Source organism: Brevundimonas intermedia (assembly GCF_004614235.1).
In the GTDB taxonomy this organism is placed as follows: domain Bacteria; phylum Pseudomonadota; class Alphaproteobacteria; order Caulobacterales; family Caulobacteraceae; genus Brevundimonas; species Brevundimonas intermedia_A.
This window is the reverse complement of sequence record NZ_SPVH01000006.1, coordinates 605,202-629,984: the sequence shown is the minus strand read 5'-3', so window position 1 is coordinate 629,984 and position 24,783 is coordinate 605,202. Positions and strand designations below refer to the sequence as shown.

Annotated in this window: 23 protein-coding genes and 1 riboswitch; of the genes, 8 read left to right on the top strand and 15 right to left on the bottom strand. The window is 67.0% G+C overall.

The window, feature by feature from the left end; all coding sequences use genetic code 11:
• Nucleotides 1–19: 19 nt before the first annotated feature.
• The 8 genes from EGY25_RS09325 to EGY25_RS09290 all read right to left on the bottom strand — a co-directional run bounded on the left by EGY25_RS09325 (nt 20) and on the right by EGY25_RS09290 (nt 11,596).
• Nucleotides 20–2,494 carry an alpha/beta hydrolase family protein gene (locus tag EGY25_RS09325; protein ID WP_135194711.1) on the bottom strand — a complete coding sequence of 825 codons (2,475 nt, stop codon included), beginning with the start codon at nt 2,492–2,494 and terminating at the stop codon, nt 20–22.
• Between the two features lie 166 nt (nt 2,495–2,660).
• Complete coding sequence (locus tag EGY25_RS09320; protein ID WP_135194710.1) at nt 2,661–6,017, bottom strand: autotransporter domain-containing protein; 3,357 nt, start codon at nt 6,015–6,017, stop codon at nt 2,661–2,663.
• 141 nt (nt 6,018–6,158) lie between these two features.
• Nucleotides 6,159–7,004: a ribokinase gene (locus tag EGY25_RS09315; RefSeq protein ID WP_135194709.1), complete on the bottom strand. Its 846-nt coding sequence runs from the start codon at nt 7,002–7,004 to the stop codon at nt 6,159–6,161.
• Nucleotides 7,001–7,942: a nucleoside hydrolase gene (locus EGY25_RS09310; RefSeq protein ID WP_135194708.1), complete on the bottom strand. Its 942-nt coding sequence runs from the start codon at nt 7,940–7,942 to the stop codon at nt 7,001–7,003. Before EGY25_RS09310 ends, EGY25_RS09315 begins: the two co-directional genes overlap by 4 nt.
• A gap of 225 nt (nt 7,943–8,167) precedes the next feature.
• Entirely contained in the window at nt 8,168–8,845 is a 678-nt protein-coding gene (locus EGY25_RS09305; protein ID WP_135194707.1) for an aspartate/glutamate racemase family protein, read from the bottom strand.
• A 70-nt stretch (nt 8,846–8,915) separates the two neighbouring features.
• Nucleotides 8,916–10,142 (bottom strand): hypothetical protein, encoded by a 1,227-nt coding sequence (locus tag EGY25_RS09300; RefSeq protein ID WP_135194706.1) that lies wholly within the window; start codon nt 10,140–10,142, stop codon nt 8,916–8,918.
• Nucleotides 10,143–10,343: 201 nt separating this feature from the next.
• Nucleotides 10,344–10,565: a DUF3253 domain-containing protein gene (locus tag EGY25_RS09295; protein ID WP_167762563.1), complete on the bottom strand. Its 222-nt coding sequence runs from the start codon at nt 10,563–10,565 to the stop codon at nt 10,344–10,346.
• 23 nt (nt 10,566–10,588) lie between these two features.
• Nucleotides 10,589–11,596 (bottom strand): D-cysteine desulfhydrase, encoded by a 1,008-nt coding sequence (locus EGY25_RS09290; protein WP_135194705.1) that lies wholly within the window; start codon nt 11,594–11,596, stop codon nt 10,589–10,591.
• Between the two features lie 86 nt (nt 11,597–11,682).
• On the opposite strand from EGY25_RS09290, the gene EGY25_RS09285 reads away from it, so the two are divergent.
• The 4 genes from EGY25_RS09285 (at nt 11,683) to thiC (ending at nt 15,847) form a co-directional block, all read left to right on the top strand.
• Nucleotides 11,683–12,522 (top strand): TIGR02587 family membrane protein, encoded by an 840-nt coding sequence (locus EGY25_RS09285; RefSeq protein ID WP_135194704.1) that lies wholly within the window; start codon nt 11,683–11,685, stop codon nt 12,520–12,522.
• Between the two features lie 6 nt (nt 12,523–12,528).
• Nucleotides 12,529–12,918, top strand: a complete 390-nt coding sequence (locus EGY25_RS09280) for a hypothetical protein (protein WP_245159416.1) — start codon at nt 12,529–12,531, stop codon at nt 12,916–12,918.
• A gap of 51 nt (nt 12,919–12,969) precedes the next feature.
• Nucleotides 12,970–13,725, top strand: coding sequence for a DUF4019 domain-containing protein (locus tag EGY25_RS09275; RefSeq protein WP_135194703.1), 756 nt, complete (start codon nt 12,970–12,972; stop codon nt 13,723–13,725).
• Between the two features lie 47 nt (nt 13,726–13,772).
• Nucleotides 13,773–13,881: riboswitch (TPP riboswitch) on the top strand.
• 136 nt (nt 13,882–14,017) lie between these two features.
• Nucleotides 14,018–15,847, top strand: coding sequence for a phosphomethylpyrimidine synthase ThiC (gene thiC / locus EGY25_RS09270; RefSeq protein WP_432417377.1), 1,830 nt, complete (start codon nt 14,018–14,020; stop codon nt 15,845–15,847).
• Nucleotides 15,848–15,878: 31 nt separating this feature from the next.
• Here thiC and EGY25_RS09265 read toward each other — a convergent pair whose 3' ends face one another.
• The gene (locus EGY25_RS09265) at nt 15,879–16,400 is read right to left on the bottom strand and encodes a hypothetical protein (RefSeq protein WP_135194701.1); all 522 of its coding nucleotides are present in this window, start codon (nt 16,398–16,400) and stop codon (nt 15,879–15,881) included.
• A complete protein-coding gene (locus tag EGY25_RS09260) occupies nt 16,397–17,791 on the bottom strand; it encodes an HD domain-containing protein (protein ID WP_135194700.1) in 1,395 nt (464 codons plus the stop codon). The genes EGY25_RS09265 and EGY25_RS09260 overlap by 4 nt, the downstream gene beginning before the upstream one ends.
• Before the next feature lie 230 nt (nt 17,792–18,021).
• Between EGY25_RS09260 and EGY25_RS16535 the strand changes: the two genes are divergently transcribed.
• Entirely contained in the window at nt 18,022–18,198 is a 177-nt protein-coding gene (locus EGY25_RS16535) for a hypothetical protein (RefSeq protein ID WP_167762525.1), read from the top strand.
• Between the two features lie 177 nt (nt 18,199–18,375).
• Nucleotides 18,376–19,269, top strand: a complete 894-nt coding sequence (locus tag EGY25_RS09255) for a hypothetical protein (protein ID WP_135194699.1) — start codon at nt 18,376–18,378, stop codon at nt 19,267–19,269.
• Nucleotides 19,270–19,454: 185 nt separating this feature from the next.
• On the opposite strand, the gene EGY25_RS09250 is transcribed toward EGY25_RS09255, so the two are convergent.
• Nucleotides 19,455–20,126, bottom strand: a complete 672-nt coding sequence (locus EGY25_RS09250; protein ID WP_135194698.1) for a DsbA family oxidoreductase — start codon at nt 20,124–20,126, stop codon at nt 19,455–19,457.
• 66 nt (nt 20,127–20,192) lie between these two features.
• The gene (locus EGY25_RS09245) at nt 20,193–21,074 is read right to left on the bottom strand and encodes a DUF1206 domain-containing protein (RefSeq protein WP_135194697.1); all 882 of its coding nucleotides are present in this window, start codon (nt 21,072–21,074) and stop codon (nt 20,193–20,195) included.
• Nucleotides 21,075–21,205: 131 nt separating this feature from the next.
• Here EGY25_RS09245 and EGY25_RS09240 point away from each other — a divergent pair, with 131 nt between their 5' ends.
• Both EGY25_RS09240 and EGY25_RS09235 read left to right on the top strand, forming a co-directional pair.
• Nucleotides 21,206–21,406, top strand: coding sequence for a hypothetical protein (locus EGY25_RS09240; RefSeq protein WP_135194696.1), 201 nt, complete (start codon nt 21,206–21,208; stop codon nt 21,404–21,406).
• A 107-nt stretch (nt 21,407–21,513) separates the two neighbouring features.
• Entirely contained in the window at nt 21,514–22,209 is a 696-nt protein-coding gene (locus tag EGY25_RS09235; protein ID WP_135194695.1) for a Crp/Fnr family transcriptional regulator, read from the top strand.
• On the opposite strand, the gene EGY25_RS09230 is transcribed toward EGY25_RS09235, so the two are convergent.
• The 3 genes from EGY25_RS09230 to EGY25_RS09220 are packed head-to-tail and all read right to left on the bottom strand — an operon-like array spanning nt 22,206 to nt 24,657.
• Complete coding sequence (locus tag EGY25_RS09230; protein WP_135194694.1) at nt 22,206–23,648, bottom strand: sensor histidine kinase; 1,443 nt, start codon at nt 23,646–23,648, stop codon at nt 22,206–22,208. The two genes, EGY25_RS09235 and EGY25_RS09230, sit on opposite strands and share 4 nt — an antisense overlap.
• Nucleotides 23,645–24,325 (bottom strand): response regulator transcription factor, encoded by a 681-nt coding sequence (locus EGY25_RS09225; protein ID WP_135194693.1) that lies wholly within the window; start codon nt 24,323–24,325, stop codon nt 23,645–23,647. Before EGY25_RS09225 ends, EGY25_RS09230 begins: the two co-directional genes overlap by 4 nt.
• Nucleotides 24,325–24,657, bottom strand: coding sequence for a hypothetical protein (locus EGY25_RS09220; protein WP_135194692.1), 333 nt, complete (start codon nt 24,655–24,657; stop codon nt 24,325–24,327). The genes EGY25_RS09225 and EGY25_RS09220 overlap by 1 nt, the downstream gene beginning before the upstream one ends.
• Nucleotides 24,658–24,783 lie beyond the last annotated feature (126 nt).

Genomic DNA, 24,783 nt, shown 5'->3' with positions numbered 1-24,783 from the left:
CTGACCACCAGCCCCTGGATCACTCCGCCGGTTTCGGCGGGGCGTTCTTCACATACTGGTCCATCCAGCGGGTCATCTCCCACAGGGTATGGCCCACCGATTCCCGCGCGCGATAGCCGTGCGCCTCCAGCGGCAAGGTGACGTAACGCGCCGTCGCCCCCAGCCCCTTCAACGCCGCATAGAAGCGCTCGGACTGGACCGGGAAGGTGCCGGAATTATCGTCCGCCTCGCCGTGGATCAGCAGGATCGGCTCGTTCAGCTTGTTCGCATAGGTGAAGGGCGACATCTCGGTATAGACCTCGGTCGCCTCCCAGTAGTTCCTCTGTTCGGCCTGGAATCCGAACGGCGTCAGGGTGCGGTTATAGGCCCCCGACCGCGCGATGCCGGTCTTGAACAGGTCGCTGTGCGCCAGCAGGTTGGCGGTCATGAAGGCGCCGTAGCTGTGGCCCCCGACCGCGATCCGGTCGCGATCCGCCACCCCCATCGCCACCACCGCATCGACCGCGGCTTTCGCGTCGGCGACCAGTTGTTCGACATAGGTGTCGTTCGGCTCGGCCCCGTCCTTGCCGATGATGGGCATGGAGGGGTTGTCGAAGATCGCGTACCCTTGCGTCAGCAGGAACAGGTGGCTGGACCCGCCCGGTCGCACGAACCGGTTCTGCACATCCACCGTCTGGCCCGCCACCGCCGCATCGGTGAACTCGGCCGGATAGGCCCACATCAGCATGGGCAGCGGCCCGTCACGATCCTTGTCGTAACCGGCCGGCAGATACAGCGTCCCCGACAGCTTCACCCCGTCCGCCCGTTCATAGGTCACCAACTGGCGCGTCGCCCCGGCCAGCTGCGGCGCCGGATCGGGGAACTGGGTCAGGGCCGTGGTCTGCCCCGTCGTCAGATCGCGGATCTGCAGGTTCGGCGGGTCCAGCCGCGTCTCGCGCTGCGTCACCACCCGCTTGCCGTCCGCATCCAGGAAGCCGACCACCGCCTCGTAATCCGTATCGGCCGAGGTCCACAGGCGCTGGCTCTCGCCCGTCGCCGGGTCCATGGCGGCCAGGAAGGGGAACTCGCCCTGCGGCGTCGCGCCCGCGCCCGACATCAGGATCCGCCCCTGCGGATCGAATCGGATCACCGGCCGTCCCTGCGCATTCGGCTGGGTCACCGGCTGGCCCGGATTGTCGTAGCGCGCCTGATAGTTTCGCTGCAGCAGCACCCGACCCTCGCCGGGGTTCGACGGATCGACCACGAACCGCGTCTCGTGCCGGGTGTTGAACCAGCGGCTGTTGACGATGGCCAGGGCGTCGCGACCCCACACGATCCCGCCGAACCGTTCCTTCAGGTCGATCAGCTTGACCGGCTCGTCCGTGAACGGCGCCGCCTGCATGAAGACCCGGTCCCGGAACTCGACCTCGCGCTTGAGGTCGCCGCCGTCCAGCGCCTCGACCCAGGTCAGGGTCGCCGGGGCATCGGCCCGCCAGCTCACCGAACGCGGCCCCGGCGCCACGGCGTCGAAGGCGGTCGGAACGTCGTCGCGCAACGGCAGGTCGGCGATGGTCCGCACCACCCGCCCAGCCATATCCGTCACCACGATCTCGGTCGGGAACAGGTCGTCCGGCACGACATAGCTATACGGCCGCTTGGCGATCTCATGCAGGATGTATTGGCCATCCGGCGACACGGCGCTGTCCAGATAGACGGCGGGCGCGCCGATCGTCCGTACACGGCCGTTCAGCGGAACCAGGGTCAGCTGGGACGTGAAATAATGGTCGAACAGGGCCTCGTCGCCGGGGTTCGACAGCAGGTCCTGATAGGTCCGCACCGGCGCCAGACGCCCGGCGGTCTCTTCGATGTTCGGCCCCGTCGGCGCCGCTGTCACGTCGGGCGCCGGCCCCCGTCCCGCCGGCACCGCCTCGACCAGCAGGCCTGAACTGTCGGGCAGCCACTCATAACCCGACCCGCCCGTCATATTGACCACCGGATCGGTCAGCTTGCGCGCCCGCGCCGAGGCCACGTCCACGACCCACAGCTCCAGCCCCGTCGGCCGATCCAGCACCAGGGCCAGCGATTTCGCATCCGGCGAGAACCGCGCCGCCGTGAACCGCGCCTCGGCCGGCAGGGCCACGACCCGCGCCCGTCCTAGCTGATCTGGTCCCCCGTCCACCGCCTGCAAGCTCAGCCCCGTCAGCCAGGACACCCGGCTCTCCGCCAGGCCATTGTTCCTCGGATTGATCCGCGCCCCCGCCAGCCGCAGCATCGGTTCGGCCAAGGCCTTGATGCTGGGCAGGTTCGACCGGTCCAGCAGCACCAGGGTCTTGCGATCCGGGCTCAACATCGGCGCCGGCGTCGGCTTGGCGTCCAGGATGTCGGCGATGGGCGACGGCGGCTGCTGATAGACCGAAACCGCCGGGGCCGCCGTCTGGGCAAAAGCCCCGCCCGCCGCCGAAGCCATTAACACAGTCGCCAGCGCCAGACCGGCTCCACGCACACGCATCATCATTGTCCGAACCCCACAAAACCTGGAGCCTCAGACCTAACGATACACGGCGCCCGGCGCCAACCCGTTTCGGGGTTACCGTGTCACACGGCGCTCAATCCTTGCGCCGCCGGCCACGAAAAACGGCGGCCCTTTCGGAGCCGCCGTTCCCGCTTCCAACCCTTCAGGGTCAGAACTTCATCGTCACCGTGGCGCTATAGGTCTGGTAGTCGAGGTCCTCGCGATCAACCATGGAGGCGGCCTTCAGCGTCACGCCGAACCGGTCGCCTTCAATCGCCACCGAACCGCCGATCTCGGCCCATTCGCTGTCGTTGCTGGCGCCGGCGAAGACCCCGCCGAAGGCGTCGGCCGCGACGAATGCGGCCTCGACATTGCGGTCGTCGCCCGCCAGCTCATGCACCCAGCGCACGTCCAGCGCCGGCTTGATGGTCCAGCGTCCGCTGCGGGTCTCGCCGCCGACCCGCAGTCCGATGTGGTGTTGCAGCGAATCGAACGACTGGTCGGCGATGCTCAGGGCCGCGACCCCGCCCGTTTCCTCATAGGCGTCCAGATCGACCGAATAGGCGTTCAGCCCGATGTTCGGCTGCAGCGTCAGCCCGCCGCTCTTCAGGTTGAAGCCCAGCTCGGCCCCGCCGCTGATCACCCTGCCGTCCGTCTCGCCGTCAGCACGGAAGCTGGCGCCGCCGATGGCGAAGGCCCGTTCGGTGTCCAGATCCGCCGCGCCATAGCCGACCTTGGCGCCCAGATAGGCGCCGTAGGCCAGGTCCACCGCGCCGTACAGGCTCGCCTGAACCTGACGGGTGTCGGCCGTGCTGATCCCCTCGGCGAAGTCGGACTCGCCTTCGGCATAGGCCAGGCTGGCGCCGAACGTCACGGCGTCGATCGTCCGCTCTACGCCGCCGACGACATACCAGGCGCTCTGGTCGTCGCTGCGGCTGTCCGCCAGGGTTCCGCGCAGTTGGCCCGCTTCGCCCTCGATGGCGCCGGCGCCGAAATAGGCCGAAACGCCCTGTTTCCAGCCGCCCCAACGCGCCCGTTCCTGAGCCTCGGCCTGGGCCTGGCGCGTCGCCATGCCGGCCGCCGATGCGGTCGCCGCCGGATTCAGAGAAGCGACCTCGATACCCGATCCGATCAGCGTCAGACCCTCGGCAGGTCCGGCCGAACGATCCCGCGCGATCCGTCCGTCCACCACGGCGCGCAGCGCCTCGGTCTGGGCGCTGAGCAGGGTCACGCCCGAGTGGGCGGCGAAGGGCGACAGGCTTTCCAGCCCGACCTCCAGCGCCTCGCCTTCCAGCAGGTCCGTCTGGGCGTAGATGTCGCCCAGAGCGCCATAATTCGTGGCGCGCGCCGCATCCAGAATGCCGCCCACGGTCCGCTGCGCCGGCGAGTCCGGGTTGATGAAGTCCATGTAGGACGCCGCCTCGATCGCCACCTCCACGCTGGTCGCAGTATAGTCCAGCACCGGATAGAGCACGCCCGAGATGTCGGTCACGGCGTCGAATTCGCCGTCGATGCCGCCCTGGGCCGTCAGCACCGTATAGGCCTCGCCGAAGCGCGGCGCGCTGATGAAGTTCAGGCCCAGCAGCCCGCCCAGCGACGCGATGCCGGTCGTGCCTTCGAAGCTGTCGGCCAGCACCGTCAGACGGTCGGATTCATCCCCGCCGATGTCGATGAACAGGCGCGAGCCCGACGCCAGCACCAGGTCGCTCAGCAGCGTCAGTTCGCCGATCTCACCCTGACCGCCCGGCGCGATGGAGCCCATGACCGAGGTCAGGACCGTGGAATCGATCACGCCCGAACCGCTCAGAACCCCGCCGGCCAGCAGCATCTCATAGGTCAGCAGGGCGCCGTCGACATTCAACTGCCCGGCCCAGACGCTGACGTCGTTCTCGGCGAACAGCAGGCCGTCTGCGCCGATGTCCAGCACCGCCCCGCTGGCTCCGATGGTCAGCCGGTCGATGATGGCGGCGTCGTTCAGCGTCGTCCTCCCGGCCGACATCAGGTTCACGTCGTAGAACAGCGGGTTCTCACCCGCCAAGACATCGCCCTGGACGTTGAACGGCACGAAATTGGTCGAGCCCGGTCCGCCGGGCACGATCTCGAACGGCTGGGTGGCTCCTGGCGCCGTGCCGACGGCCGAGGCTTCGTGCCGCACGGTCAGGCCCGAGCCCGTACCGTCCCGCGAGCTGCCGGCCGCTCCACCCGCGACAATGCCGCTCATGTCGACGATGGTTCGCCCGCCCGTCACCTCGGCGCTCACCGGCTGGGCGCCGCCGGCCAGGGCGTCCTCGCGCTCGTTGTTGTATTGCGCCAATTCGCTGGCGTCGACGCAATCGCCGAAGAAGCAGATGCCGCCCCATTCGCCGCCGCGCGAGTCCACGCCCTCCGCTGGCGTGTCGGGCAGGCCCGTGATCAGGTTCCCGTTCGCGTCGATGACCTTGTAGTTGGGATCCATCATCTGGACCCAGTGAGTCGCATCGAACCAGTCGCCGTTCCCGCCGGTCGTGGTGACGTATTTGTAGGGGTTGTTGGCGACGATCCAGTCGGTGAACAGATACAGCGGCTGATAGCCCGCCGTCGTGCCGTAGCTGGCCGATCCCTGGCCGTTGAAATAACGCGAGCCCAGCGACAACACCCCTGCGATCACCGGCGTGTCGAAGGCTCGGTCCAGAATCAGCGGACCGCCCGAATCGCCGCCCGCCGTCATCCCCTCGTTCTCCAGCGCGACGTCGTCGCCGAAGATGTTGAAGTCGAAGGTCGCCGTGCCCGCCGGGTCGTCGAAATCGACCATATAGAGGTTCTGGCTCAGCCCGCCCTGGGCGCCGTCCCCGAACAGGAACAGGTCGATGTCGTCCAGCGACGTCAGGGCGCCGATCATGTTCTCGGCGGCGCGACGACGGAAATCGATCCCCTGGACCGCGCCCAGCGATCCGGTCCCGCTGGCCCCGTACCCGCCGGTGATCACATGCCGGTCCTCGTCCCCGGTCAGGGGCGAGAACAGCATGGCCCAGGTCGGCACGCCCTTGGCCGGCGAATCCAGCACGCCGATGGCCACGTCCGCTTCATAGAAGCCGCCGCCCCGGGCGTCTTCCAGCGAGCGCGGATCATAGAAGACCCGGCTCATATTGTAGTGCTGATCGATATAGCTGGTGGCGTATTCGCCGCTGGTGATCCAGTTCAGGATGCCGTCGAAGGCGTCGCCCTTGAACCCGATGCTGATGGGCACGCCCAGGCCCAGCGAGCCATAGGCGAAGTCGGGGATGTCGTTGACGCAGTGGGCCGCGAACAGCACCGTGCGCGGATTGATCAGACTGCCGGTGCAGACGCCCACCGATCCGCCGCCGGTGTCGGTGATGATGTTGCCGATGCCGTTGATCGCATTGGGATCGGCCAGGACCGGCGGAGCGTTGGGACTGAAGTTGTCGTTCGGCACCTCGGCCGCCGCCGGGCCCGCCGCCGCGATCAGCCCGATCACCGAAGCCGTCGCCAACCAGCGCCGCCGCGCCATCCCGTTACGCTCAATCATACCGTGCACTCCCCACAAAAACTGAGGGTCAACGTGCCCGATTATTTCCGATCCGCAATAGAAGATTGGCCGATCAAGGCACATTTGTGTCAGTGCAGATACACCATAACGGCACAGCTTGAACGCGATTTGTGGCTCGCCTTAACCCGCCAGCAGCGCCTCGACCTCTTCGCGCTCCGGCGCAGACGGCTGGGCTCCCGCGCGCGTCGCGGCGACTGCGCCGGCCGCACAGGCGAACTTCAACGCTTCGGCGGGGTCCATCCCTTCCAGCAAGGCCACGACGATCGCCGCCACGAAGGCGTCGCCGGCGCCGGTCGCATCGACCGCCTCGACTGCGGGCGGCGTCGCCCAGGCCATTTCGACGCCGCGCTGATACATGGACGCGCCCTTGGCGCCCTTGGTCACCACCACCCGGCCGCCGCCCCGGTGCAGGCTGTCGCCATAGTAGGCGGCCTCGATCTCGTTGACGACGATCAGGTCGGCGCGACGCAGCAGGGCCTCCGACACCGGCCCGGCGGGCGCCAGATTGGCGCAGACGAAGCCGGTCGACCGGCCGACCGCCGCCTCCACGGTCGCGAGCGGCAGCTCCAGCTGAACGATCAACGCCCCCTCGATCCGCTGCGGCAGCTGTTCGGGCGTCACGAAATGATTGGCGCCGGCCGCGACCACGATCTGGTTCTCGCCCGACGGATCGACGGCGATCAGGGCCACGCCCGTCGGCGCCGCCACGTCCGTCTCCACACCCGACAGATCGACGCCCATGTCCGCCATCAGGGCCAGGGCCTCGCCCGACATGGCGTCGTCGCCGACCCGCCCGATCAGGCACACCTCGGCCCCCAGCTTCTCGGCCGCCAGCGCCTGGTTGGCGCCCTTGCCGCCGGGGTGGCGCGCCAGCGTCGCCCCCGTCACCGTCTCGCCCGGCGCCGGCAGGCTGGGCGCCGTGGCCACCAGGTCCAGGTTGATCGAGCCGACGACGGTGATCCTCATGTCGCAGCCGCCCTCAACTTGCCGACGATCAGGTCGAACACCCCCTGCCCGTCCGCCGCTGTCGCCCAGCGATGCCGCGCCGTCGCCGGATCGACCCGGAACTCCACCGCCGTATGGCCGCGCGTCAGCTCCGACGTCGTCTCGACCTCGATCCGGCACGGCCGCGTCTCGAACAGGTCCGGCCTGATCAGCCAGGCGATGGTGCAGGGATCGTGCAGCGGGGCGGAATCCCAGCCCACGACCTCGCGCTCGACCCGCTGCGAGAACCGCAGCATCGACGCCGTCGTCCGCGCCGCCTCGCTGTCGATGGCCTCTATGGCGGCGATCCGGTCCTCGGTCGCGCGCACCTGATGGGTCGCATCCAGCCCCAGGGCGATCACCTCGCACCCCGATCCGAACACCACCGCCGCCGCATCCGGGTCGGCCCAGATGTTGAACTCGGCCGACGGCGTGATGTTGCCGCCCTCCGACCGCGCGCCGCCCATGATCACCACCGGCCCCAGCCAGTCGGCCAGCCGCCGCTCGCGCCGCATCGCCAGGGCCAGATTGGTCATCGGCCCCATGACGGCGACGGCGACCGACCCCTGCGGCCGGCTCATGACCAGGTCGACGATGGCGTTGGCGGCCGGGCCGTCGCCGACGATGCCCGTCGGCTGGAACGGCTCCAGATCGCCCAGACCCTCCGGCCCATGGAACGCGCCCGCCCCCGCCGGCGGACGCTTCAGCGGCCGTTCGGCCCCGCCATGCACCGGCACATCCTCGCGCCCGGCGATCTGGCGCACAATGCGCGCATTGCGCTGGGTCAGGGCGCCGGGAACATTGCCTCCCACGGTGGTGACCGCCAGCAGGTTCAACTCGGGCGCCGCAAAGGCCAGGAACAGCGCCACGGCGTCATCCACGCCGGGGTCGCAATCGATGATAAGGGACTGAATAGACACCCGCTTCGTTTGCCGCCCCAAGGGCTGGGTAGCAAGCCCCGTTCATATCCTCTTTCGTCATTCTCCGGCGAGCGTAGCGAGACCGGGGAACCCAGCGGCGCCGAAGGCGATGCTTTCGCCGCAGGATGCTGGGACATCTAATCCGCGACAGGTTCGCGCTCTCGCGCGCCGCTGGGTTCCGGGTCTCCGCTACGCTGCGCCCGGAATGACGAAAGAAAACGACATCTAACCCAGACACGCCCCCACGCACGCCCGCGCCAGCACCTCGGCCGAGTCCGTCAGCGCGACCGGCGCATCCTCCGCCCGCAGCAGCAACGGAACCTCCGTACACCCCGCGATCAAGGCCTGCGCCCCCGCAGCCGCCAACACGCCCGCCAGGCGCAACATCCCCGCCCGCGCCGCCTCGCCGATGTCGCCGCGCTTGACCCCATAGACCAGCCCCATGAAGGCCTCGCGATCCGCGCCGTCCAGCAGCACCGCCTCGACCCCGCGCGTCACCAGCGCGTGCCCGTACAGCCGTTCCCCGCCCGGCGTCGCCAACACCCCGATCCGCTTCGCACCCGCCACGACCGCTACATCCGCCGTCGCCGCGATCATGTCGATGAAGCTCAACCCCTGCGCCTCGCACACGGCGCGGATCGCGCCCGCCTGGGCATGGGCGGTGTTGCACGGCATGGCGATTACGTGCGCTCCCGCCGCCGCCAGCCGCGCCGCCATCTGGCCCAGCACCACCTCCGCCTCGCCCGGCCGCGTGTTCCGATCGGGAACCTGCGGGTTCATATCCATCAAAACCCTGATGTGATCCGCATCCCCCTGCGCCGGCGTCAGCGCCTGCACCCGCTCCAGAAACGCCACCGTCGCCGCCGGCCCCATGCCCCCGATGACGCCCAGAATCTTGGTCATTCCATCACTCCAAACCGAGGCTGATCAGGGTATCGGCGAACGAAATTTCGTCGTCGCGCCACCCCATTCGCTAAGGGGCGTCATGAACCCCCAGCAAGGTGGATGCCGACAGTTCCGGCGCCACAACGGCGAGGTCGTAGCCGCGGATGATCTCGCGCCATTCAGGCGTCAGGGCTTCCAGATCGGCGTCGCGCAAACGGCGCAGATCCACCAGGAGCCAGTCGCCCTGCGGCATGTCCATAGGGCGGGCCAGCGTCACATCCTTGCGCCAGTCCGCCTCTTCGTCCGTCATCACGTCGAAGTCGTGCACCGTCTTCTGACGGCCGACCCCGCTGTAGCCGGCCTGCGTGCCTCTCGCGCCGACCACGATCAGGTTGAGCGACGAAACGCCCTCTCCGTCGGCATGTTCAGCGACGAAGTTGCCCACGTCGCGCTGACCCAATGGATTGAAGCCCTTGTAGAGATGGTAGGCGCCGAACTTCATCAGCACGCGCGCCTGCGGCGTCTCGGCGAAACGGGCCGCCAGCGTTCGCTTCATCAACCGCGCCCTTCGCCCGTTTGGATCGCCACGGCGAGCCTGCGAAGCCTGATAGATGGCGCGGGTTTCGCGCAAGGCGGCGAACAGCGCCTTGGCCCGATCGCCGCCGTCCTGATCGATGGCTGTCCCCGCCTGATCCAGCGCCGCATCGGTGACCTTGAACAGGAACAGGTCGAACGGTGAGCCGGAAGCCAGCGCGGCCTGCGTCGCCGTCCGCTCTTGTTCGGCCAGGGCTTCGATCTGGGCGCGCGCGAGCGGTCCCGGCCCGGCAGCCAGCATCTGTTCGAACAGATAACCGCTCGCGCCGAAGAATTCCTGGTCCAGCCCCCACAGCTCGAAGGCCGTCCCTGCGACGGCCGCGCAATCGGCCGCCGTCTGACCCTCGTCGCGGCTGTTGAGGAAGGCCATGACGTCGGGATGGGCGCGCACGAAGTCAGAAATTTGCTGTTCCCTGTCCGTCGCCCTCAGCCGTTCATTGACCGCTACGGCGGCCTCCGGCCCGATCTCGACGGCCATGGCCGTCAGGCCGCCCGTCTCCGCCGCCATCAATCGGCAGACGTTCGTCGTGAAGGCTGGAATCTCGCGCGAAAAATGGCTCTCGCCGATGAGGACGTAGCGGCTGGCGTCTATAGCGTCCGATAGTATCGCGGCTGCCGGACCCGCGAAGCCCTCTGGCCGCACGGTCAACGACGATCCTGCCTGCGCCAGACGCTCAGCGAAGGTGGGTGGCGCAACGGTCTGGGCGTGAGCGGAAGCCACACATAGGCTTGTGAGCGACAACGCCGCCGCAATCGATTTCAGCTTCATATCAAACACCCCCGCTATATGAGTGCGTCTCGCGGTGATCGCCGAAAATCACAAGTTAAATCGTGGTCACAACGCCTTCGTTGCTTGATAGGGTTTCCCTAAGAATAGCGTTGAACCCATGATCATAGAGACCGTGGAGACGGCGCCGATCGATCAACCCCCACCGCGCCCGATCCGATACGGCCCAGCCCTGACTGACAGCCTGCCGCCCTTCCAACTCAGCCGCACCAGTCCGTCGCTCACCATCTGATCGACCGCCGCGTGAACCTCGGGCATCGCCTCCCGCCATTCCCCGGCCGGACCAGCCACCGTCCGCGCCACCTCGCTGGGACAGACGGTCGCGTCCTCCGCACGGGCGGCCAGCAACGCCAGCATCGCCTCGCGCGCATTCACCTGGCTCACCGACCCGACAGCGCCCCTTCGATTTCGCTCTGATAGCCGAACAACCCCTGCGCCCCGCCGGTGTGCAGGAAGACCACCGTCTCGCCCCGGAACTGTCCGGCGCGCGCCAGGGCGATCAGACCCTTCATCGCCTTGCCGGAATAGACCGGGTCCAGCACGATCCCGTCCGTGCGCGCCGCCAGGGTCAGGGCGTCGATCACCCCCTGATCGATCAGGCCGTAGCCCTCGCCCACATAGTCGCAGTCCGCGACCACCCTCTCGCGCTTCACCCGCCCCGGCTGGCCCAGCAGGGCGGCCGTCTCCTCGGCCAGCTTGAAGACGTTCGCCTCCTGCTTTTCCTTCGGCGCCCGCACCCCGATGCCCAGCACCGGAATGTCCGCCCCCATGACCGCCAGCCCGGCGACCAGGCCGGCATGGGTGCCCGCACTGCCCGTCGCCGTGACGATCCGGTGGACCTCCAGGTCCATCTCGTCGGCCTGGACCACGATCTCGCGCGCGCAATCGACATAGCCCAAAGCACCCGTAGGATTCGAACCGCCGCCGGGGATGACATAGGGTTTGCCGCCGCGCGCCCGCACGTCTTCCGCCGTCTTTTCCAGCTCGGCGACCATGTCCGTCCCGCCCGGCACGGTGCGGATGCTGGCCCCGAACAGCCGGTCCAGCAGCACATTGCCCTTGCCGACATAGTCGCTGGCCTTCGACCCTGTGCGCTCCTCCAGAATGATGTCGCAGGCCAGGCCGTGCGCGGCCGCGGCGGCGGCTGTCTGGCGCACATGGTTCGACTGCACCGCCCCTTGCGTCACCAGCGTATCGGCGTCCTGCTCGAACGCGGCGCCCAGCAGGAACTCCAGCTTGCGCGTCTTGTTGCCGCCGCCCGCCAGGCCCGTGCAGTCGTCGCGCTTGATCCACAGATCCACGCCCAGCTCTTCCGACAACCGGGGCAACGGCTCCAGCGGCGTCGGCAGATGGGCCAAGCGGACGCGGGCGAAACGGGCGAGATGCATGGGGACGGCTCCTGTTCCCGGCCTTGATAGCGCGCCTGCATGACAGGCCCAAGGAGCCAAAACGGAGCGCCAAGCGTTGCCGCCCCATGACCGCCGCCGTCCCCTTCGACCTGCGCAAGGAGCGCGCCTACGTCCGCGATCTGGCCCGCGCCTTCGCCGGCGCCCTGGTGTTCAACATCCCGCTGCTGATGACGATGGAGATGTGGGAGCAGGGCGTGGCCATGGAGCGCTGGCGGCTGCTGACCTTCATCCTGGCCGGCCTGCCCCTGCTGTACGGCCTGGCCTATTATGCGGGCTTCTCGAAGCGGCGCGGGTTTCGAAACGACATTCTCGACACCGCCGTGGCCCTGGCCGTCGGCTTCGTGACCGCCTCGGTGCTGCTGATCCTGTTCGGCGTGGTCCAGTGGAACGCCCCGCCGCACGAGGCCATCGGCATGGTCGCGCTTCAGGCCGTGCCCGGCGCCATGGGCGCGCTTCTGGCCCGGCGTCAACTCAGCGGGGCCAGTTCGGAGTCTAGCGGCGGCGACACCGACGAGGACGCGGCCTCCTATTTCGGCGAACTGTTCCTGATGGCGGCGGGCGCGCTTTTCTTCGCCCTGAACATCGCCCCGACCGAGGAGATCATCCTGATCGCCTACAAGGCCACGGCCCTGCATGTCCTGGCCCTGATCGCCCTGTCGCTGCTGCTGCTGCACCTGATCGTCTTCAACGCCGGGTTCGCCGGTCAGGAAGAGGCGGATCGGCCTTTGCACGCCTTCTTTCACTTCACCCTGCCCGGCTACGCCATCGCCCTGGGGATCAGCCTGTTCGCCCTCTATATCTTCGGTCGCACGGACGGGTTGTCGGTGCAGGGCGTGGCCCAGATCGCCATCGTGCTGGGCTTTCCCGCCGCCATCGGCGCCGCCGCCGCCCGCCTTCTGGTCTGAGGATCCATGCCCGCCAAATCGACCGCCAAAGCCAAGTCCTCAGACCCCGGCCGCCCCGTCCTGCAATGGGTCATGGCCGTGGTCGGTGCCGTCGTCACCCTGTCGGCCATCGGCATCGTGGTGTGGGAGGCCCTGCAACCCGCCGCGCCCCCGGCCCTCAGCGCCCGCATCGTCGCGGTCGAGGCCACCGCCGCCGGCCACGTCGCCACCATCCGCGTCCAGAACGACGGCGACGACACCGCCGCCGCGGTCGAGGTCGAGGGCGTGCTGGGCGACCAGACCGCGACCGCCAGCCTCGACTACGTCCCGCGCCATGGCCACGCCGAGGCCTACCTTCGCTTCGACGCCGACCCGCGCACGGCGACCGTCTCGGTCAAGGGCTGGTCCGCGCCTTGACTCTCTCAGCCGCACCCGCCTCCTGTTCGCAGACAATCGGGGGAACGTCTGGTGCTGGCTCTTATCGCTCTGATGCTGTTTGTGACGCAGGATGTCATCAAGGTCGAGCCTGATGGTCCGGGTCGTTGGCGAATGACGATCACCGCTGCCGACGAAACCGATCCTCTGCGCCTCGCTGACCGACTGCGCCCGCGTGCAGCCGACATTTGCAGCGCGCAGGGCTACTATTTCGATCACTACACTTTTTCTCTGGAACAACGCCTTCCCGACCAGCCCGGCGCCGGCAAGCCGAGCGACAAGCTGACAGTGGTTCAGGATGTCGTTTGTGGTGCGTCGGCCGCCGCGCCTCCTGAACCCGCGCCAGCGCCCGTTCTCAGCGATGCCGATGCGGAGGCCTTGAACCCGCAACTGGAGGCGCTGACCGCCGCCTACTTTGCCGCCTTGGACCAAGGCCGCTACGCCGACTCTTTCGCCATGGCCGATGCAGCGATGACCGGCGGCGCCACTCTCGAACAGTGGACTGAGCGTGAGAAGCAGTTCGCCGCCTCCGCCGGCGCTGTGACCGAACGACAGATCGGCCGCCTTACGTGGTACTCAAATCCAGCCGGCGTCCCGTTCGGCCACTATGGCGCAGTCGATTACGTCGCCTCTCGCACTCTTCAGCAGGAGTGCGGCTATCTGATCTGGTATCGCCCCAAGGTCGGCGCGCCCTTCAAGCTGACACGGCAGGAAACGACTCTGTTGTCTCCCAACCTATCGCCCGAAAGCCGAGACGCGATTCGGAAGGCGCACTGCATCCTTCTTTGACGCGCGCTAACGGCCGTTGAGCCTCAGCAGTGATGCGAGTATGGTCCCTTCGTTCTCCGGGGGGTCGCGATCGAGCGGCTGAGATTGGCGTAGCCGCCTGACCCGTCGAACCTGATCCGGGTCATGCCGGCGAAGGGATGGGAAACGCCTTGGTCCACGCTACAGGACCGTTCCGCCCGACGTCGGCAGACCTCAACCGTTTGAGGCCGCCATGAACATCCAAGTCACGCCCCCCGCCCTGCCCGAAGAACCCAATGTGGATCTGGCGCTGAAGGACGCGCGCGATGAGGTCATGCGCGAGACAGGAACCATCCCGACCGGCGAACGGGCCGGCAGCCGCAAGGTCTATGTCGCCGGCGAGCTCTACCCCGACATCCGCGTCCCCTTCCGCGAGGTCGCCGTCCACCCGTCGGCGAACGAGCCGCCGGTGACCATCTACGACAGCTCCGGCCCCTACACCGACCCGACCGTGACCATTGACATCAAGCGCGGCCTGCCCCTGGTCAAGTCCAGCTGGCAACTGGATCGCGGCGACATCGCCCCGGTGCTGAACCCCCGCGAGGTCAAGCCCGAGGACAACGGCCACGCCTCCGGCAAGAACCTCGCCCCCCGCTTCGACGTCTCGAACCACAAGGTGTTCAAGGGCGTCGAGGGCCGCCCCGTCACCCAGTACGAATACGCCAACGCCGGCATCATCACGCCCGAGATGGAATATGTCGCCATCCGCGAGAACCTGCGCCGCGAGCAGTCCGCCCCCTGCATCCGCGACGGCGAAGACTTCGGCGCCGCCATCCCCGACTTCGTGACGCCCGAGTTCGTCCGTCAGGAGATCGCCCGCGGCCGCGCCATCATCCCGCACAACATCAACCACCCCGAGGTCGAGCCGATGATCATCGGCCGCAACTTCCTGGTGAAGATCAACGCCAACATCGGCAACAGTGCGGTCCTGTCCAGCGTGGACGACGAGGTCGACAAGCTGGTCTGGGCCACCCGCTGGGGCGCGGACAATGTCATGGACCTGTCGACGGGCCGCAACATCCACAACATCCGCGACTGGATCATCCGCAACTCCAGCGTCCCCATCGGCACCGTGCCCATCTATCAGGCGCTGGAGAAGGTGAACGGCGTCGCCGAGGACCTGACGTGGGAGGTGTTCCGCGACACCCTGATCGAACAGGCGGAACAGGGCGTGGACTATTTCACCATCCACGCCGGGGTGCGCCTGCCCTTCGTGCCGATGACCGCCAAACGCGTCACCGGCATCGTCTCGCGCGGCGGCTCCATCATGGCCAAATGGTGCCTGTCGCACCACAAGGAGAGCTTCCTCTACGAGCATTTCGAGGACATCTGCGACATCATGCGCGCCTATGATGTCAGCTTCAGCCTGGGCGACGGTCTGCGCCCCGGCTCCATCGCCGACGCCAATGACGAGGCCCAGTTCGCCGAGCTTCGCACCCTGGGCGAACTGACCAAGATCGCCTGGGCCAAGGGCTGCCAGGTCATGATCGAAGGCCCCGGCCATGTGCCGATGCACAAGATCAAGGCCAATATGGATGAGCAGCTGAAACACTGCCACGAGGCGCCCTTCTATACGCTTGGCCCGCTCACCACCGACATCGCCCCCGGCTATGACCACATCACCAGCGCCATCGGCGCGGCCATGATCGGCTGGTTCGGCACGGCCATGCTCTGCTACGTCACGCCCAAGGAGCATCTGGGCCTGCCCGACCGTCAGGACGTCAAGGACGGCGTCATCACCTACAAGATCGCCGCCCATGCCGCCGACCTGGCCAAGGGCCACCCCGCCGCCCGCCTGCACGACGACGCCCTGAGCCGCGCCCGGTTCGAGTTCCGCTGGGAGGACCAGTTCAACCTGGGCCTCGACCCCGAAACCGCCCGCAAATACCACGACGCCACCCTGCCCAAGGAGGCCCACAAGACCGCCCACTTCTGCTCCATGTGCGGCCCCAAGTTCTGCAGCATGAAGATCAGCCAGGACATCCGCCGCGACGCCCAGGCCCAGAATGATGCGGGCGGCTCGCTGGCGGAGGCGGAAGCCGGCATGGCGGAGATGAGCGCGAAGTTCCGGGCTGGCGGCGGGGTGGTGGAGGTGAAGGTGTGAGCGGAAGGCGGGTTACCGCTCACACAATATTTTAGGCGGACGCAGGGGGCGCGAGGCCCAATTCATTCAGAAGAGCAACGGCTTTATCTAAACGGCCATTCTGAACTTTTGCCCCCTTACGTTTGGTGATTTCAGCTCGCCAATTCGAAATAGCCTCAACCCGCCAAAGCCAATCTACTGTCGCAGCTAATTCGAGGATTGTGACGTTTGTGCCCGCAAATTTTGCGACAAACTGAGATGTTCGAGCGTCGCCTAACGTGCCGAAAGCGTCGGCAGGTACATCGCCATTTTTCGATTTAAAAATACTGAACCGAGCTCCGTCGCTCGAACGGAATCCAAATTCCTCGTCGATTTTATCGAATGCCTTCGCGTCAGCTACAGCTAAGTCTAGATCACGGGAATATGGGCCATAGTGGTGATATTCGTATTGGAAAGCACTCTCAAAACCCAATTTGTCTAGCAAATACAGAGTTTTTTGCAGCCTCACACGGCCGATAAGTGATCCTCCGGCAGCTGTAACTACAGCTGCTACGATGTCCTCCCGTTCGGTCATGTGGTTTCCTTCTTGCGACGCTTCGCCTGATCGCGGTCTGATTCGCTTTCGAAATAGTAACGCGTAAATTGCGCCTTCGGGGCGAGCGCACCGACAACCTTTGAAACTTTGCTTATTTCGGTCGGCCCGGTTGCCTCATCGAGGATGTGCAATTTTTTGTGGGCGCGCTCGTCGTCGCCCCCAATCTGCGTGTAAATACCGATAGCCGCTCCTTCGTCCTTGGAGACAGTCCCTGCCACAGTGTGAGTCTTGAAATCCGCATCGATTTTCCGTGCAGCCCGCTGTTGGCGCCCTTCGTCGAAACCAAATGAGCGAAGATCAAGGGTTTTATAAAGATCACGCTCTCTCAACCGCCGAGCTAGCTCTGCAATTTCTTTATTGTCGGCCGTTTGCATGCTTTCAAACGCTGAGAGAACCAGAACATCATCGAGCTCCAAATAATTATCGACCGTTTCTCCATCTTTACCAAAGAAACGAAGGAGAGGATGATCCTTTTGAAGGCCTGTCGCTTTGGTGCAGCCTGGTTTCGTTGAGCAATCGGCGACTTTGCCTAGGACTTTTGCGATCAAATGTTCGATGCACCGCGTTGTTTTATGAAAATAGACTTGCTCATGGAGCGTGTATCTCGCGAGTAGAAACTGCTCAGCGGCCGGCAATGCCTTGGCGTCCAGGCAAAAAGTCGCGACGTGTACCTGCTCGTCTGGATCGTCATCCGACTCTGCAGCCTCTAAGTCGATCGATCTCACTCGCAAGTGTTCCATCAGGAGATCGAAGTCGATTGCACCTGCTCCAGTCCCGGTCATGAGTCGGTCGCGGCGCAGGTAATCAAGCCGATCCGCGTCAAACGAACTTGAAACCACAGCGTGATAAATATCATCAGGGTCTTCGACTTCTAGGAGGTGAGCGACAGCTTCGCAGAAGGTCCCGTCTGGCCAAAACGCCTCCAGAAGAGGGCGTATCTCGCCTTTGGGGTTTCTAATAATTTCTGCAGTCCATTGCTCGTGGCGCTTTTTTGCTCCTCTAGCCTTTTGAACACCCTCGAATGTGTGGCTGAACGGACCATGCCCTAGGTCGTGCAAAAGCGCGGCTATCAACGCAGTTTCCGCTCGACGTTGATCAAATTCTTCACCGACAGGCTCGATCTCCTTCCTGATGATCTCGATGAGTTTTCGCGCGGTGTGGAACACACCTATGCAATGGGCAAACCTCGTGTGCGTGGCGCTTGGGTAAACAAACTCTGACACGCCGAGTTGCTTGATCCGGCGAAGTCGTTGGAACTCCCTACTGTCGAGCAAAGCCCACGCCACTTGGTCAACCGGTTCGGTTTTGTTGAACGTGATTAGCCCGTGCACAGGGTCCCTGACTCGCTGGGTTCTTATTTCGCTGACCATAGAACATACCGTGAACAAATCATGGATTCAATCTAGCCTAGCCTTTCAACCCACGCATGCAATGGTATGTCTCATTTTCTCACGCGCTCTGAGGCGCTGAAGGGCATCAACCGCTTCCTGCATACACAGACGAGGGCGAAGGCGCTTCGGTTCGTGAACCCGGAAACGGCCTGCTTCTCCCGTTGGGAGAGGGACAGGTCGTGGCGACTTCTGCTAGATTGGGAACCGCGATGAGCAATATCTTCGACACCGAAACCGTCCTGAAGGCCGGGCGCGACGCCGCCCGGATCGCGCGCGAAGGCACGCGCGAGGAGCAGTCCGGCAAGTTCCTGCCGCCGCCCGGCTGGAAGGGGCATCTGGTCACCGCCGCTGACGCCCCGGCTGCGCCGAAGAAGAAGCGGGCCTGACGTGATCCTCCCCCGACGGGGGAGGAATGAAGGCTTCCTATACAACATGTCCCCTCCGGGACCGTTGAAATCCCTCGCCTTTCCCTGAATCTATACCTTCTACCCTAACGCCCCCTGGGGCGGGGTTAGACTGGGGCGCGTCCCATGTCGGGGGCGGCGGCCGGGGCCTGGGAGAGCATGGAACAGTATCAAGCCCGCATCATCGCGCGCGGCGAGTGGGAGCAGAACGAGTACGGCGACCTGCTCTACATCCCCCGCCACAAGGCGCCGCCGATGGGCGATGCGCGCGGCAATATCGGCCCTCGGCAAGAGGGGCGCGATCCCGACGACCTGCCGGTCGACGAATATATCCCTGGCGACCCGACCGATCCGCGCATCACCGAGGCCCTGGCCTCGATGCGCGCCGAGAAGGAGGCTGCCGCAAGGGGCGAACCGGCGAGGGGCGAACCGACGCCGGGCGCGCGCGGCGGCTATCGCCTGGCGTCCGACACGGTCTGGGAGAACGCCCGCAAAGAATACCTCGCCGGCGACACGGCCGAGACAGTCTGCGCCCGTTACGGCATGGGGCTCAGCACCTTCCGCGCCCGCGCCAGCGACGAGGGTTGGCGGCGGCAGGACCAGGACGATCCCGATCCCGTGTCGATGGATGGGCCGATCGACCTGCCGTTCGAGACGGCGCAGGGCCTGCCCGACTTCGCCGAGATGGCGGCCCACGCCCTGGTGCGGATGGGTCGGGCGGTCCAGGCCGGGCGCGCGATGGAAGCGGCGCGGTGGGTGCGGCTGCACGCCCACCTGACCCGCCTGGCGCGCGAGGCGGAGCCGCCTGCTCCAAAGCCCGAGCCCAAACCGAAAGAACCCGACATGGCCGAACGCGCCACCGCCGTCGCGCGGGAGATCGGCGTCATCGCCCTGGAGGCCGCCGCCCTGACCCCCGGAGACTATGCCGGCCGCGACGCCCTGATGGCCCGTGTGGACGCGCTCGACGACCTGAAACCGCCCCCGATTTCAGACGAATTGCACCATTCAGACGGTGTTTTTGCGGAGGGGGAGTCGGAACCCGACCCGCCGTGATTTTCTTTCGTCATCCTCCGGGCCGCGCAGCGGAACCGGGGGACCCAGCGGCGCCGTCAGGCGAAATCCATCCGCCTAACCGACCTCGGAACACCTGTTCCGCGACAGGTTCGCGCTCCCGCGCGCCGCTGGGTCCCCCGGTCTGCGCCGCTGCGCGGCTTGCCGGAGGATGACGAAAGGGAGGCTCACACCTCCGACGCGATCTTTCTCAGGGCGTCCTCGAACGTCTGGGCCGGCTGGCCGCCGCTGATCAGGTATTTGCCCTCCACCACCACGGCGGGGACCGAGGTGATGCCGCGCGAGCGCCACAGATCTTCGGACGCCCGCACCGCCTGGGCGTAGCGGCCCGAGGCCAACACCTCGCCCGCCTCGGCCCGGTCCAGCCCGGCGGCCTCGGCGGCGGCGGTCAGGACGCCGGCGTCGGTCAGGTTGCGGTTCTCGGTGAAGTGGGCCGTGAACAGCGCCTGTTTCAGGGCCTTCTGCTTGTCGGGCGCCATCTCGTGCGCCCAGTGCAGCAGGCGGTGGGCGTCGAAGGTGTTCCAGATGCGGCTGTCGTCGGTCATCCGCATGTCGAAGCCGACCTCGCCGGCCCGCTCGCGGATCATGGCACGGTTGGCGGCGGACTGCTCGGGGCTCGCGCCGTATTTGCGGCCGATGTGCTCGACGATGTTTTCGCCCTCAGCCGCGATCTGGGGGTTCAGCTCGAACGGCTGAAAGGCGATGTCGGCGGCGATCCCCTCGCCCTTGAGGGCGTCCAGCGCCGTCTCCAGCCCGCCCAGGCCCACGACGCACCAGGGGCAGACCACGTCGGAAACGAAGTCGATCTTCAGGGTCTTGGTCGGAACGGCTTGGGTCATGGCGCGGCCTTCTGGAACAGAGAGTGTTGCTTAAGGATATGGCGACGCCGCGCCGCGCGACAAGCCCTAGCCCAGCTTCAGATCCCTGGGCGGCCGGATCCGCCGCCAGCGCGCCTCCACGAAGGCGAAGGCGCCGAAGGCCATCAGCCCCGCCGCCGTCAGCCCCAGGATCCACGACCCGCCCGGCTGGGCCTCCAGCGCGTCCAGCGCTGCCGCCGTCGTCGTCACCTCGCCCGAGCGCGCATGCAGCCCCGCCAGAACCACGAACACCCCCAGCGGGAGATAAGCAAAGCCCCGCGCCCCATAGCCCGCCCGCGCCAGGGCCGTCGCCGTCCCGCAGAAGGCCTTGGGACAGGCCAGGGCGTCGTCGAAGTCGTCCCTGAACGCCCGCACGATATTGCCGATCCCGACGCCCAGCACCACCAGCCCCGCCCCGATCAGCAGGGCCTCGCCGAACGGCAGGCCCAGCAGCGCGGCCGCCTTCTCCTGGTTCTCGGCGACGCTCTCGGCCTGGGCGGAGGATGCGCTGGTCGCCTCGCCGAACTCGTCCAGATACTCGAACACCCCCGACGCCAGCACGCCGTAGAACAGGCCGCTGGCCGCCTGCCCCGCCCGCGTCGCCCAGCCCTTCAGGTCGGTCCCCTCATGGTCCGCGTCGAACACCGCCTGCAGCACCCGCCAGCCGACGAAGGCCCACAGACCCAGGCCCAGCAGCACCAGCCAGACCTTGCCGAACGGCTGGGCCGCCAGCCAGCCCGCCGCCCCGCTGGTCCCCACCGCCTCGCCGATCCGGTCGGTCGCCGCCAGCAGGGTCAGCGCCCCGGCCGACAGATAGACGAAGCCCCGCGCGCCGTATCCGACCCGCGCGGCCCACTCGACCAGCGTCGCCAGCGGCGGCAGGCGCCGCAGGACAGGGGCGCGTCTAAGAAGGGTCTTGGCGGCGGTCATCGCATCCCCGGCGGCGAGAAGCTGCCTAACGCCTCCGCCACGGCAAAGGCTCCCGAACCTGCGCTGTGTCGACATCCGACAGACAGGCCCGCAGCCTCAAGGCTAAGGTTCGCGGTCTGGGAGCCGTTCGCTTGCGTATCTACGAGTTTCATTTCTTCGACGAGGCCGACCGCCGCCCCCTGCTCGACTTCTTCGATGGGGCCGACGACGCCATGGCCGTCGCCGCCGCCCGCAAGCGCCTGGCCGATCACGCCTCCTGCATTGGGGTCGAGGTTCACCAGGCGGAACGTCTCGTGGCCCGACTGGAACGTCCCGCGACCGACACCGGCTGATCGGTTTCGTACATATCGCGGTAAAATCAGGGCTTTTCCCCAGAAACCGGAGCCGGATACAGCTACGCTGTGTCGAGTTTCGACAGACGCGCGAAGCAGATCGCCTTATGCGCGAACTCATGCGCAGCTTCCCGCCGGGCAACCGGTTGATCCACGACCTGAATCCCGAAGACCGCGACGCCCTGCTGGCGATCGCCGTCCCCGTCGAATTCGCCCTGGGGCATGTGTTCAACGAGCCGGACGACGCCGTCGAACACCTGCACTTCATCGACAGCGGCTTCTGCTCCTCGGTGGCGGTGCTGGAGGACGGACGAACGGTGGAGACGGTCATGATCGGTCGCGAGGGGGTGCTGGGCGTCGTCGCCTCGGTCGTGCCGCACCACGCCCATACCCGCAGCGTGGCCCAGGTCGCCGGCACGGCGCGGCGGGTGGACGCCGCCCGCTTTCGCGCCCTGTCGGCCCAGCGTCCGGGCGTGCGCGACGCCGTCGGCGACTATATGGCCCGGCTTCAGGGCGAGCTGGAGCAGTCCACCGCCTGCAATGCCCTGCACCACGCCGGTCAGCGGTTCGCCAAATGGCTGCTGCGCTGTCACGACCGGGTCGAGGGCGACACGCTGAACCTGACGCAGGAGTATCTGGCCTCGATGCTGGGGTCGCAGCGGACCACGGTGAACGAGGCGGCGCAGGGGCTTCAGAAGGCCGGCGCCATCGCCTATTCGCGCGGCCGGATCACGGTGCTGGATCGGGCGGCGCTGGAGCGGGCCGCCTGCGAATGCCACCGCCGGGGCGGCGCCCCGCTTTAGTCCGCCTGGGCGGCCGGCAGTTCCAGCACAGCCTTCAGCCCGCCCATGTCGCTGTCCGCCAGGTTCAGCCGCCCGCCATAGGCGCGGGTCAGGTCGTCCACGATCGACAGGCCCAGGCCCGAGCCCGGCGCGCTTTCGTCCAGCCGGGCGCCGCGCTGCATGACCGTGTCGCGTTGGTCGGCGGGCAGGCCCGGCCCGTCGTCCTCGACCACCAGGATCATCTGTCCCAGGCCGCTGCCGCCGGCCGAAACGCGGACCCGGCGTTTGGAGAATTTGGCCGCGTTCTCGATCAGATTCCCCAGTATCTCCTGCAGGTCCTGACGCTCGCCCAGGAAGGACAGGCTGTCGGGTGCGCGCCAGTCGATCTCGACGTCCTTGGCGCGGAACACCTGTTCGATCATGACCGCCAGCTCGTCCAGCACTTCGGCGACGGGCGTGGTCTCGCCCAGGCCGTGGGCGGCGCGGGCAGCGGCGCGGGCGCGGCGCAGATGGTGATCGACCTGGCCCTGCATGACCTTGGTCTGGCGCCGCACCAGTTCGGGCAGCGACCCTTGCGTCGTCCCCGCCTCGGCCAGCATGACCGAGATCGGCGTCTTCAGCGCATGGGCCAGGTTGCCGACGTGGGTGCGCTGGCGCTCCACCACCTCCTGGTTATGATCCAGCAGGCGGTTGACCTGTTCGGCCAGGGGCTGGATCTCCAGCGGATAGGACCGCCCGATCCGGGCCGACTTGCCCTTGCGCACATCGGCGATCTCGTCGCGCAGGTCGAACAGGGGACGCAGGCCTATCCGCACCTGGATGAAGACCGCCGACACCAGGCCCAGGCCCAGGATCAACAGGGCCGTCCAGGTGACGCGGGCGAACTGACGCGTGTCGGCGTCCACCTCGGACCGGTCGATGGCGGCGATAAAGATGACCGGATGTTCGTGCCGGGGAATGGACTTCATGCTGGCCGCCACGCGCAAGGGCTCGCGCGTCTCGTCGTCGTCCTTGGGGCCGGTGGTGTTGAAGGTGATGACGTCGCCGAAGGCCGCATCCAGCCGGTCGGGCAGGTCGGGCGGCAGCGTCAGGTCATAGCTCCACAGCGAGGTGGACCGGGCCAGGCTGACCAGCCGCCCGTCTGGCCGCACCTCCATGATCTGCCAGTATTTTCCCGACAGCAGGCGCAGGGTACGGGCGTCCTGGATCTGGGCCACCACGTCGCCCTGGGGCGTGCGGCTGGCGCCGACCACGATCTCGTCGATGGTCTCGTTCAGCATGGCCCCCAGACGCCGCAGCGCCGATTCCTGGAAGGCCTGGGTCAGGACCAGGGCGGCGACCACCAGGGCCACCAGGATCCAGGCCGAGGCCAGCCAGATCAACCGCCGCGTCAGCGAACGACCGGGCCGCCCGAACCAGCGGCCCCAATCCTGACGCCTGGAAGCCGACGCCTCGGTCACGCCGCTTCGGATTCGCCCGCCAAAGGCGTCAGCCGATAGCCAAGGCCGCGCACGGTCTCGATCCGGTCGGACCCGACCTTCTTGCGCACCCGGCCGATGAAGACTTCGATGGTGTTGGAATCGCGATTGAAGTCCTGGTCGTACAGATGCTCGACCAGCTCCGTGCGGCTGATGACCCGGCCCTGATGCATCATCATGTAATGCAGCAGCCGGTATTCCAGGGAGGTCAGGCGCAGGGGCTCGCCGTTGACGCTGGCCCGCGCCGCACGCGGATCCAGCCGCAAGCCGCCACAGGCCAGGGTCGCCGAGGCGATGCCGGCCGAGCGGCGCAGCAGGGCCCGCAGGCGCGCCAGCAGCTCCTCGGTATGGAAGGGCTTGGTCAGATAGTCGTCGGCCCCGGCGTCGAAGCCCGCCACCTTGTCCGACCAGGCGCCGCGCGCCGTCAGGATCAGGACCGGCGTGGTCTTGCCGTCGCGCCGCCAGCGCTCCAGCACCGACACGCCGTCGATCTTGGGCAGGCCCAGGTCCAGCACGACGACGTCATAGGGTTCGTTCTCGCCCAGATAATGGGCTTCCTCGCCGTCAGGGGCGTGATCCACGGCATAGCCCGCGTCGCCCAGCGCCGCCTTCAGTTGACGCGACAGGTCCGCATCGTCTTCGACCAGAAGCACGCGCATCAGTCAGGCCTGCGACGTTGGTTGTTGTTGTCAGGGCGCGCCTGGCCGGTGCGGCCGTCGACCACGACCTCGCGCACGCGGCCGTCACGTTCGACCAGGACGGAGTAGTTGCCGTCGCGGCGCGGCTGGGTGTCGATGGGGCGGCCGCCGCCGGCCGCGCCTCCACGGCGACGCGCCTCGTCCGGACTGACGCGCGGCGCAGGTCGTTCCTGAGACTGTTGGCGTTGATCGCGCGACTGGGCGACCGCCTGCGTCGACAGGACGGGCGCGAGGGCCAGGGCCAAGGCCAGGGCCGGGGGGGCGAAGATGAGGCTGACGGGTTTGCGGGACATGGCGACCGATCTAGGCCCGATCATCTGAACGGGCGCTGAATACGTCGTATAGTTTAAAGCGACCCTCGCGCCAAACGGGCGAACGCCGATCCTGTCGAAGTTGTCACCGACATGAACCGAATCTGA

Coding starts and splice junctions, on each gene's coding strand:
- EGY25_RS09325 (WP_135194711.1), bottom strand. CDS start 2,494: ATGATGATGCGTGTGCGTGGAGCCGGTCTGGCGCTGGCGACTGTGTTA.
- EGY25_RS09320 (WP_135194710.1), bottom strand. CDS start 6,017: ATGATTGAGCGTAACGGGATGGCGCGGCGGCGCTGGTTGGCGACGGCT.
- EGY25_RS09315 (WP_135194709.1), bottom strand. CDS start 7,004: ATGAGGATCACCGTCGTCGGCTCGATCAACCTGGACCTGGTGGCCACG.
- EGY25_RS09305 (WP_135194707.1), bottom strand. CDS start 8,845: ATGACCAAGATTCTGGGCGTCATCGGGGGCATGGGGCCGGCGGCGACG.
- EGY25_RS09295 (WP_167762563.1), bottom strand. CDS start 10,565: ATGCTGGCGTTGCTGGCCGCCCGTGCGGAGGACGCGACCGTCTGTCCC.
- EGY25_RS09290 (WP_135194705.1), bottom strand. CDS start 11,596: ATGCATCTCGCCCGTTTCGCCCGCGTCCGCTTGGCCCATCTGCCGACG.
- EGY25_RS09285 (WP_135194704.1), top strand. CDS start 11,683: ATGACCGCCGCCGTCCCCTTCGACCTGCGCAAGGAGCGCGCCTACGTC.
- EGY25_RS09280 (WP_245159416.1), top strand. CDS start 12,529: ATGCCCGCCAAATCGACCGCCAAAGCCAAGTCCTCAGACCCCGGCCGC.
- thiC (WP_432417377.1), top strand. CDS start 14,018: ATGCGCGAGACAGGAACCATCCCGACCGGCGAACGGGCCGGCAGCCGC.
- EGY25_RS09265 (WP_135194701.1), bottom strand. CDS start 16,400: ATGACCGAACGGGAGGACATCGTAGCAGCTGTAGTTACAGCTGCCGGA.
- EGY25_RS09260 (WP_135194700.1), bottom strand. CDS start 17,791: ATGGTCAGCGAAATAAGAACCCAGCGAGTCAGGGACCCTGTGCACGGG.
- EGY25_RS16535 (WP_167762525.1), top strand. CDS start 18,022: ATGAGCAATATCTTCGACACCGAAACCGTCCTGAAGGCCGGGCGCGAC.
- EGY25_RS09255 (WP_135194699.1), top strand. CDS start 18,376: ATGGAACAGTATCAAGCCCGCATCATCGCGCGCGGCGAGTGGGAGCAG.
- EGY25_RS09250 (WP_135194698.1), bottom strand. CDS start 20,126: ATGACCCAAGCCGTTCCGACCAAGACCCTGAAGATCGACTTCGTTTCC.
- EGY25_RS09245 (WP_135194697.1), bottom strand. CDS start 21,074: ATGACCGCCGCCAAGACCCTTCTTAGACGCGCCCCTGTCCTGCGGCGC.
- EGY25_RS09235 (WP_135194695.1), top strand. CDS start 21,514: ATGCGCGAACTCATGCGCAGCTTCCCGCCGGGCAACCGGTTGATCCAC.
- EGY25_RS09225 (WP_135194693.1), bottom strand. CDS start 24,325: ATGCGCGTGCTTCTGGTCGAAGACGATGCGGACCTGTCGCGTCAACTG.
- EGY25_RS09220 (WP_135194692.1), bottom strand. CDS start 24,657: ATGTCCCGCAAACCCGTCAGCCTCATCTTCGCCCCCCCGGCCCTGGCC.